The sequence below is a fragment of the Oleiphilus sp. HI0086 genome (assembly GCF_001635225.1).
Genome location: NZ_LWFZ01000703.1, coordinates 1 through 10,283 on the forward strand (window position 1 = coordinate 1; position 10,283 = coordinate 10,283).

Annotated in this window: 6 protein-coding genes and 1 pseudogene; all 7 read right to left on the reverse strand. The window is 46.6% G+C overall.

The window, feature by feature from the left end; all coding sequences use genetic code 11:
• Positions 1–159 (reverse strand): annotated as a pseudogene (locus A3756_RS29255) (methylmalonyl Co-A mutase-associated GTPase MeaB); the annotation flags it as partial.
• 9 nt (positions 160–168) lie between these two features.
• Positions 169–2,319 carry a methylmalonyl-CoA mutase gene (gene scpA / locus A3756_RS11305; protein WP_068553519.1) on the reverse strand — a complete coding sequence of 717 codons (2,151 nt, stop codon included), beginning with the start codon at positions 2,317–2,319 and terminating at the stop codon, positions 169–171.
• A gap of 51 nt (positions 2,320–2,370) precedes the next feature.
• Positions 2,371–2,778 carry a methylmalonyl-CoA epimerase gene (gene mce / locus A3756_RS11310; RefSeq protein WP_068553520.1) on the reverse strand — a complete coding sequence of 136 codons (408 nt, stop codon included), beginning with the start codon at positions 2,776–2,778 and terminating at the stop codon, positions 2,371–2,373.
• Between the two features lie 11 nt (positions 2,779–2,789).
• On the reverse strand, positions 2,790–5,651 hold the full coding sequence (locus A3756_RS11315; RefSeq protein ID WP_068553521.1) for a biotin/lipoyl-containing protein: 2,862 nt from the start codon (positions 5,649–5,651) through the stop codon (positions 2,790–2,792).
• Positions 5,651–7,315 (reverse strand): acyl-CoA carboxylase subunit beta, encoded by a 1,665-nt coding sequence (locus A3756_RS11320; protein ID WP_068513979.1) that lies wholly within the window; start codon positions 7,313–7,315, stop codon positions 5,651–5,653. Before A3756_RS11320 ends, A3756_RS11315 begins: the two co-directional genes overlap by 1 nt.
• A 353-nt stretch (positions 7,316–7,668) precedes the next feature.
• Entirely contained in the window at positions 7,669–8,682 is a 1,014-nt protein-coding gene (locus tag A3756_RS11325; protein ID WP_068513982.1) for an AraC family transcriptional regulator, read from the reverse strand.
• An 82-nt stretch (positions 8,683–8,764) separates the two neighbouring features.
• Positions 8,765–10,036: a Vi polysaccharide biosynthesis UDP-N-acetylglucosamine C-6 dehydrogenase TviB gene (gene tviB / locus A3756_RS11330; protein ID WP_068513984.1), complete on the reverse strand. Its 1,272-nt coding sequence runs from the start codon at positions 10,034–10,036 to the stop codon at positions 8,765–8,767.
• Positions 10,037–10,283 lie beyond the last annotated feature (247 nt).

Consider the following 10,283-nt stretch of genomic DNA (forward strand, 5'->3'; position numbering starts at 1 on the left):
GATTCCTATACGAAGGCTATTTCCGGTATCTGACAATAGCTCATTCAAGACTTGTTGAGCAGCCGCTCTGTCTTGGTCGCGCTTGCTCTCGACCAAGGTAATAGCTTTGGCTAGTGCTCGGCGCTGGCCTTTTTTGAGTTGCTCAAGATCGATATTCATACCAGGAAGCTAGGCAGACTCATTGATCGCCGTTAGCACTTGGCGAACACTATAAGGCACTGTTGTACCAGGCCCGAAGATTCCTTTAACTCCTGCCTGATAGAGTGTGTCGTAGTCTTGTTTAGGGATCACTCCCCCGGCAATAACGATAATGTCGTCCGCGCCTTGATTTTTGAGCGCCTGAATGAGCTCAGGAACTAGTGTCTTGTGTCCTGCAGCTTGTGAGCTGACACCGACGGCATGCACGTCATTTTCGACGGCTTGCTTGGCGACTTCTTCAGTGGTTGAAAACATAGGGGATAGGTCGATATCAAAGCCCGCATCGGCAAATGAGGTGGCGATGATTTTAGCGCCCCTATCATGGCCGTCTTGGTCCATCTTGCAAACCAGCATTCTAGGTCGTCGACCTTGGGCTTTCTCAAAGGCTTCAATATCAGACTGTATTGCTTGCCAGTCTTCATCGCCCTCATAGGAGGCGCCGTAAACGCCGCTAATAGTGCGAGATTCGGCCTGAAAACGTCCGTATATTTCTTCCAGAGCATCAGAAATTTCGCCAACAGTCGCGCGTAAGCGAGCAGCATTTACGCTCAATTCTAGCAAATTGCCTTCACCTGTTTTCGCCGCCTCAGTCAAGGCTGTAAGCGCTGCTTTAACCGCATCAGAATCTCGATTTGTACGAATCGATTCCAAGCGCTTGATTTGTGACTCGCGTACAGCAACATTGTCTACTTCAAGTATATCCAGGTCATCTTCGTGATCGAGCTGGTATTTATTGACACCAACAATGACATCTTCACCGCGATCAATGCGTGCTTGCTTTTTCGCTGCACTTTCTTCAATTCGCATTTTTGGAATGCCATGTTCAATGGCGCTCGCCATTCCACCTTTTTCCTCGATTTCTTCAATTAATTCCCAAGCTCGATCAGCAATCTGCTGCGTGAGGCTTTCCATCATGTAGGAGCCCCCCCAAGGGTCTGCAACCTGAGGAATGCCTGTTTCTTCTTGAAGGATGATCTGAGTATTTCGCGCAATACGAGCAGAGAATTCTGTTGGTAGTGCAACCGCTTCGTCCAGGGCATTGGTGTGTAGCGACTGAGTGCCACCAAATACCGCAGCCATCGCCTCGATGGTGGTACGAATCACGTTGTTGTAAGGGTCTTGCTCGGTCAAAGACCAGCCTGATGTTTGCGAGTGGGTTCGAAGCATAGAAGATTTGGGGTTCTTAGGTCTAAACTCGTCCATAATCTTATGCCATAACAAGCGACCGGCTCTGAGCTTGGCGATCTCCATATAGAAGTTCATGCCAATGCCCCAGAAGAAGGAAAGGCGAGGCGCAAAGGCATCGACGTCCAAACCAGCTTTCAGTGCAGTTCTAACATACTCTCTGCCATCGCTAAGTGTGTAGGCTAGTTCCAGCGCTGCATCAGCACCGGCTTCCTGAATATGGTAGCCGGAGATTGAAATGCTGTTAAAGCGAGGCATGTTCTCGGAGGTGTAGCCGATAATATCGCCAATAATCCTCATGGATGGTTTTGGTGGGTAGATATAGGTATTGCGCACCATAAACTCTTTCAGAATGTCATTCTGGATAGTGCCTGAAAGCTGTTCTTGTGAAACGCCTTGTTCTTCTGCTGCAACGATGTAGCTAGCCAGGATTGGCAAGACTGCGCCGTTCATGGTCATGGATACCGATACTTTATCAAGCGGAATGCCGTCGAAAAGAATTTTCATATCTTCGACTGAATCAATCGCCACACCTGCTTTACCTACATCACCCGTTACGCGTGGGTGGTCTGAGTCGTAACCTCGGTGAGTCGCTAAATCAAAGGCAACTGATACGCCTTGTGCACCGGCAGCCAGGTTTTTGCGATAGAAAGCATTTGACTCTTCTGCGGTGGAAAATCCTGCGTATTGGCGGATGGTCCAGGGGCGGCCGGCGTACATCGTTGCCATTGGGCCACGTACAAAGGGAGCCATACCGGGAAGTGTCTGGGTGTGAGGCAGGTCTTTTGTATCTTCCTCGGTATAGAGCACCTTAACGGGAATACCTTCTGGCGTCTGCCAGGTCATTTCATCCGGACTGACCCCTTTCATTTGTTTGGTCGCAAGCGCTTCCCATTGCTCGAGTTGTGCGGCTAAATCAGGCTTTTTATCAGACATAGTATTTCTCGTTAAGTAATAGCTGCTCTATTGTTATGCTTATGTAAGTGCTTACTGACCCATGGGTTGGTTAAGCTCTATTAAAATGCCGTCGGCACTTTTTGGGTGGATGAAGATCACTTTACAATTGTGCGCACCAGGTGAAGGTGCATCGGAAAGGAATTGATAACCCTTTGCCTTCAAACGCTCAACATCCGCTTCGATATCGTCGCTGCGGAAACAAAGGTGGTGAATGCCACCGCCTTTCTTTTCCAAGTATTTCTGCACAGGGCCTTCACCGTTAAGCGGGTGAATCAATTCAATGCTGGTTTTCTCAACGTCTAAAAACGCAGCACTGGTTTTTGCTTCAGGTACATCTTCCTGACCTTTCAGGTTCAAGCCGAAGTCTTCTGCAAAGCGCTCTATGGCTTTCTGTAAATCTGGCACTGCTATCGCAATGTGGTCTAAGCCTGTAATCATTGTTTATTCTCCTAAATATTCGCCAAAAACTCAGTGCAAGCTTTGGTTTGTCTGTCTTTTATCTGCTCGTCTGTTTCAATAACGATTTCTTCATCAGGAACAATTTTGAACAGTGGCTGACCCTTCTTAATAATGGTGCCGTCGTCTTCAAGCAGCACTTTAGCAATGGTGCCAGAGAACGGCGCAGCTATTTTATTGAACATCTTCATGACTTCAACGATATAGAGCGGATCTCCCGTCTCAAAGTGCTGGCCTTCCTCAATAAAGGGAGGCATATCAGGCGCTTCGCGCGAATAGAACATACCGCCTGAGCTGGCGAGAATCTCATCACTTTTCGCGACAGGTGGTGGTACTAGGACCTTCGCCATCGCTTCCTGATAATCTTTATTGGTTAAGTTCTCAGGAATGACTAAGCTCAGGTCATCAGCGACTTTCAGTTCGAAGAAACCTGTCTTGGCGGCTATGTATGGCAGTAATAGTAGTACTCTGCAGCCAGCTTGATAGCCTGCGTGGGCAGCTTTGATTGCGGCCCAGGTCGCTGTATCAAAATCGCTGTGCTTGGCAGCTTTTAGGGCTTTGTCTAAGTCGTTGAAGTTGCAAATATCCAGTTTTTCTTCAAGTGTGCTATAGAAGGAAAGTGCATCGCTGAGGATTTCCTGGTCATGATCCCAGATCATGGTGGCCGCTGGGTTCTCTCGCTTGTTTCCCGGGTGAAAGTCCATGTTAAGGAAATGATAAGTTTCATCCAGAACTTTAATCGGGTTTTCTATCCAGGAGACCTTGCCCTTCTTATCAACCGAGAAGTGAGTTTGATGCATGGCCAACCAGCCGGATAACAAATGCGGTTCAAGCATTAAGTGCTCAACCGGACGTGTAAGCAATAGGTGTTTGCGTTGCAATACGCTTTGCATTGCAGTCTTGTCGTCCTTGGATTTAAGGCTAGCAATATTTGCTTGGCACACTTCAGCATAAACCTGGTTCAGGTCGTATTGCTGTGCCTGTTGTTTTAACGCGCCTACAGCCGTTAGATAGGGAACGATAAACTGGGTTGTTGGTTTCGCATGAATATTGTTGCCCATTATCCAGTTGACCAAGCCGTAATGGAATTCAAGGTTGGTGCCTAGATCCTTACCTTCCAGCTTAGTGCGGCGAAGTACTTCAGACATTTGTTCAAAGCTTTCCAGACGATTGTTGCCAACAGTCAGGAGTAGGGCGATATTACTATCGTAAGCACCGGCCAAGTGATAGGACATGAATACATCGGTATCAGGGTTGTGAAGACTAATACCCTGGTCGTCACGAATTTCGCCATCAAGCGAATCTGACCAATGTTCAATCAAACCACCTGCATGGGGTGCCAAAGCTTGGTTAGTTGCATTAAGGCGGGCTTCAACCGAAGCATTATGACGCAATACGCGCTCGGGCTTGGGTAAGCGCTTGCCGTGTGCAGCGAGTAATACCATGGCCTCGACCAATGAGTGCACCGTAAAACTGTCATCAGCGTTGTCGGGGTTGACGAATTTCAGGCTATAACAGAGCTCTGTAACGCGGTGTTCAACCTGAATTCGGGTGTTCATTTCCATAAAGAAGTGTTTGTCGCGGTCAACGATACACTCGAAGGTGGATACGTTGTCCAAGCCTACTGCCTGACCAAATACTTCGGATTCTTTTTCCATCGCCTGAAGGGTTTTGATCTCCTGGCTAAGGATTTTAGATTCGGCTTCACTACCGCGATGCAAAGATTCTGTAAGCGCATGCTGTAAATCTTCGGTCGTAACCGATATTTCCAGCAGCTTTTGCTCATGCATCTGCAAAGAGCAATCACGACCGCCCAAAGCCAGTGCCCATTCACCATTACCGATCACCTGGATTTCCTGGTGACGGGTGGTTTCGATATTCAACTCGACAAGAATATTCTTGTTGTCGCCTTGGCCTGTCGCTTTTACCTCGTTGAGGATCTCAAGTACTAGAGAAGGTGCTTCATCTGCTGCTTGGCTTAAGCGCTCTTCGATGCTGCCTTTAAAGCTTGAAGGGCTGGAGAGTATTCGTTGGCCTTTACCTCCGCCACCGCCGATGCATTTCAGGCGAATACGGTTTTCAGGGTATTCCTGGCCAATCTTGATTACTTGCTCGCGGACGGTTTCCTGAAGCTCTGCCACGCTATAAAGGTCGATGCCTTTTTTGTAGCCTGCATCAAGCACGACGTCGGCTTTATCTTCAATTGAGTCGGCATTTTCAAAGCGTTTTTGGTTGAGTGCTAAGCCTTCTTTTTTGACTAAAGACAGTAGCGCCTTTTCATCGCTATGCTTTTTAAGGAGTGTCAAGGCAGTAGCATTGTTGATTCCAGGCGTTACACTGACGCCGACTTGCAATGCGGTGCGCTTCGCCTCGTCTTTTAGGCCTGCTTTATGAACCGTTTCCGAGCAAGGGCCAATAAAGTTCAGACCGGCTTCTTCCATTGCGCCAACCATCGCTTCGTCTTCGGCCATAAAGCCGTAGCCGGCAAAAATAGCGTTATAGTTGTTCTCTTTAGCAATGCGAATGATCTGTTCTATGCGCTGAACACGCTCTTCTTTATCTGCGCCGCTGTAGTCTGGCACACGGTGAATGCGGTCAGGATTGTTGATTTGGCGCAGTTCTGGCGCCAAGGCATTTTGATAAACAATACTGTCTTTTTCAGACAATAAGATACCGCAATGCGTCACTCCCATTTCTGCAAATACATCCATTGCTTCTTTACGAATAGGGCCGCGACAAATGATTAAGGGGCGAATGTCTTCACACGAGAAGCTACGTACCCAAGTGCTGTCTGATTGGCCTAAACGACGGTCTTGATGAGTCAGCGGGTTGTTAAGGTAATGTTCGTTACTCATTAGAAAGACTCCCTTTGTACGCCGCCGAGTGGCTCAGGTGTATAGTGTGATAAGTGGAAATTGAGCTGTTCGCACAAGACCTTGCGCATGTCTCTGGGCATAACAATTTGAGAGATCGACCCTAGGCTCAACGCCTCATTTGGGTTCATCAATTCTTCTTCATAGCGTTTTGCGAGTAAGGCTTCTTGCTCAGCGCCCCATTCGGCACTTTGCTCGCCTGTCTTAACCGCACCGCGAATAGCGCGTAACTCCTTCTTATAGACAAATTCTACACCTGCTGGTCCCATTACGGCTGCTCTGGTAGAAGGCAGGGCGCATACAAAGTCTGCACCTGTCTGATAGCAGTTGTAAGAAGCGTAAGCACCACCGAAAGCGTTACGAATGATCACCAAAAAACGAGGCGTTCTTAGGTCAATAATTGAATCAAGCATTGCTCTACCTGCTTGCACAATACCGTTTGATTCTTGATCTTTACCAGGTAAGAAACCCGTTGTATCTTCCATAAAGATGACAGGGATATTGTAAAGGTTACAGAAGCGGATAAAGCGTGCATTCTTATAGGCTGCATCAATATCAATCTGGCCTGAAGACACGGCGCTGTTATTGGCCAGAAAGCCGACCACATTGCCACCCATTCTACCCAAGGCTGTAACCGTGTTACGTGCACGCTCTTCCTGAATTTCAATAAAGTCGCCATGGTCGCAAAGTTGCTGGATCATGATAGTGACATCAATAGGCGTATTGAAACCGGTTGGGCTATTGAAGGCCTTCTTCAGCAGGATGTCGATATCCCAGGTCTTACGATCAATCGGATCGGACGTTTCCTGATAGGGTGCTAACTCGGAATTGTTGTTCGGAAGATATTTGAGTAGTTGGCGAACTTTCTTCAAGGCGCTGACTTCATCTTTTACCACGATATCTGTGACACCACTTTGGCTATGTACGCCAGGGCCGCCAAGCTCGTCAGGCGTTACATCTTCACCGAGTACACTTTTCACCACACCAGGGCCTGTTAGGCCAAAGAATGTATCATTTGGCTGAATCATAAAGCTACCTTGGCGTGGAAGGTATGAACCACCACCGGCATTAAAACCAAACATGCACATAATGCTAGGTACAACACCGCTGATCTTTCTTAAAGCGGTAAAAGCTTCGGCGTAACCGTCTAGACCGCCGACTCCGGCGGGGACGTAAGCGCCGGCACTATCGTTTAGGCCCACTAAAGGAATCTTTCGTTTACCCGCAAGCTCCATTAAGCGGGCTAGCTTAGTGCCGTTGGTGGCATCCATAGAGCCCGCCCTGACGGTGAAATCGTGACCGTATAAGGCAACGTCTCGGCCGTCTATTTTTACGACTGCCGTGACGATTGACGCGCCATCTAGATTTTTACCCCAGTTCTGGAACAGTACCTTTGGGTCTTCATCTGTTAGAACTGAAATACGTTCCCATATCGTCATTCGCTTTTTACTGTGTTGACGCGTAATGGCCGTTACACCAGCAGCTTTTCTTGGGCGCTGCATCAGGTCGTAACCTTTACGGAGAGTTTCTTCATAAAGTCCGGGGTTTTCTGCATTTTGCCCGGGGATTCTAAAGTCCAGCTCGTTGTCAGAACCAAAAGGGTTATCTAGGCTGATCTTGGGTGTGGCGTCTTTGCTTGTTGTCATCGCACGGTCCGTTAGTTTGCTTGCCTGTCGTGATAGGAGTTCGTTAAATAAAGCTACTAAGTATAGGTGTATTTTAGCGCTCAAGTGTAGCGAAGTTTTGGCAATTTAATATTATGACTAAAACGAAAAAGGTTCGCTTTTGTCCTAAAAAGTGCAGCGATGATATTTGGAAATGTCTATAAAATAAAGTGCGCTTCGATACGAGAGGTAAGGTGTGATATTTAATTAAGGTGTTGAAATTAAACAGATAAGTGTTTTGTTATGATGTCTGTATAGGACAAATATATAAAATTTAAATAGACATAAACGCTTATTTGTTGGTTGAAAAGGTGCAGATAAATAGACTTAATCGCTTATTTTATCTTTTTTACGCGGTAGGTTTTCGGTGTTTCGCCTGTCCATTTTGTATAGGCGCGTGAAAAGGCTCGGGGTTCGCTGAAGTTAAGGTGCTGAGAAATTTCTGCGATAGTCAGGTTGCGCTTGGTCAGCAGCTTATTAGCGATATCGAGGCGAAGATTATCCTTGATTTGTTGATAGCTAATGCCTTCTAGGTGAAGCTTTCGGCGTAGTGTTTGTTCACTGATTCCTAATTGGCGAGAGATGACAGCGCTATTTGGAAGTTTAATTGCTTCGCTGATGTGGGTGCTCTTGGGCTCTATAAGAAGTTTGATTTGTGCTGTCAGGCTATTGTCTTCGCCGGGGATGGTAAGTAGATCTATCGGCGCGCGTGCTAGAAAGACTTTTAGGTCGCGAGTAGTTTTGATCAAAGGCTCTTCGAGATACTTCCGATGGAAGACTAAGCGGTTGAATTTGCTCTTTTGGTTAGTTTTACAGCGAAACAAGAGCTCAAATTCTTCATGATCAATGGGGGTGTAATTAATATAGGCGCCAATTAGTTTAATTGGTTTGCCAATGTACCAACTTGCAAAGCGGTGCCAAATGACGTGCCAGTACTCGATATAAAAGTGCTCGAAATCTAATTCCGGATTGTTGAACTCTGAGGTGAAATATACGTGCTCTCCTTCGACATCAAGAGAAACCTTTATTTCATTGTTGATCTGGTTATAGAAGCGAATCCCTCGATGCAATAGTTCTTCGAGGTTATGACTGTAACTGACCCATTCAGCCATGAGGGCAAAGGTTCCGAGCTTAATGGGGGTTTCAGTGAAGCCCATAAACTCGTCATTTAGGGTCTCTGCAATACTTGAATAGAGCTTGGCAACCGACTCTACCGGGAAGCGTGCTCTGGGGTTTCTGAGTTGAAGTTCGGATATTCGCGCTTGCTTTAGCAGTTGGCGAGTATCGACGCCTTTTTTTCTCGCGCCGCCTAGCGCGCTGAGGATGTAGTGAGTGCCAATGGTTGCCATGTGGTGCTAATTATCGAATCGCAAGCGGATAACAAAAAAGCCCGGTAACTACCGGGCTCTTAATTCAATGCCGAGCTGAGGCTTACAAACGCGCATCAACATCATCTTTGTCGAATAGATATTTCACATCAAAGATAACGTTATTGGTTTTGCATAGCTTACGGATTTCTGCGATACCCATTTCTTTGATCTGGTCGTGTGATACGCAAATGACTGCTGCATCGTAGTGATCTTGTTTAGGTTCGCTGATCAAGTTAAGCCCATACTCATGCTTCACCTCTTCTGCATCTGCCCAAGGGTCATAGACGTCAATATTGGCGTGGTAGCCCTGGAGCTCTGTAATAACATCAGTCACTTTGGTGTTGCGAATATCAGGGCAGTTCTCTTTAAATGTAAGCCCCATGACCAGAATGTTTGCGTCAACAACCTGAATTTTCTTCTTGGTCATAAGCTTCAATACTTTCTCGGCAACATGAGCAGACATGTTGTCGTTAATACGACGACCGGAAAGAATGATTTCTGGGTGGTAACCAATCGATTGCGCTTTATGTGTTAGGTAGTATGGGTCTACACCAATACAGTGACCGCCAACCAAGCCTGGGCGGAAGGGGAGGAAGTTCCACTTTGTGCCAGCGGCTTCGAGTACTTCCAGGGTGTCGATGCCCATTTTGTCAAAAATTAAAGAAAGCTCGTTAACGAGAGCGATGTTGACGTCACGCTGGGTGTTTTCAATAACTTTTGCGGCTTCAGCTACACGAATAGAAGCTGCTTTGTGCGTGCCGGCAACGATGATGCTTTTATAAAGGTCATCAATAAAAGTTGCCGCTTCGGGCGTTGAGCCAGAGGTAACTTTGAGAATGTTCGTGACACGGTGTTCTTTATCGCCAGGATTGATTCGTTCCGGGCTGTATCCCGCAAAGAAATCTTCATTTAGCTTCAAACCAGAGCCTTGCTCGATTAGTGGTAAACAGTCTTCTTCGGTTGCACCCGGGTAAACAGTCGACTCGTAAATAACGTAATCGCCCTTTTTGACTACTTTGCCAAGCATCTCGCTCGCTTTGATTAGCGGCGTTAGGTTTGGTGTTTTGTAGTCATCGATCGGTGTAGGAACTGTGACGATATAGACTGTAGCATTCTTGATATCATCGAGCTGAGTAGTAAACGTGAGATGAGTACTCTCGGCAAGCTCTTCAGATGAGCACTCGAGTGTGCTATCAACACCTTCGCGTAACTCGTTGATGCGATCTTCTTTGATGTCAAACCCTATGGTTGGGAATTTCTTCCCAAATTCGACTGCCAGTGGCAGACCTACATAGCCCTGTCCGATAATGCAAATTTGTGTATTTGTTTCCATGGTCTCTCGATCTTTCATCAATAAATAAAAACTTTGCGCCGACTGTTTACAAATGACTTACAATGAACGCTTAAAAAAGGTGACGGATTATTGCATAATGCCGCAACTAATTCTTCAGGATAGACTGAATTCTAAGAGAATAGTAAAGGACGAAGCAGATAATTTAAAGAAATAGTCTATGATGAAAGGTGAATTCTGTATTTACGTCTTTTATCGTACAGCTGTATTATTCTCCGGCTAGGGTGTT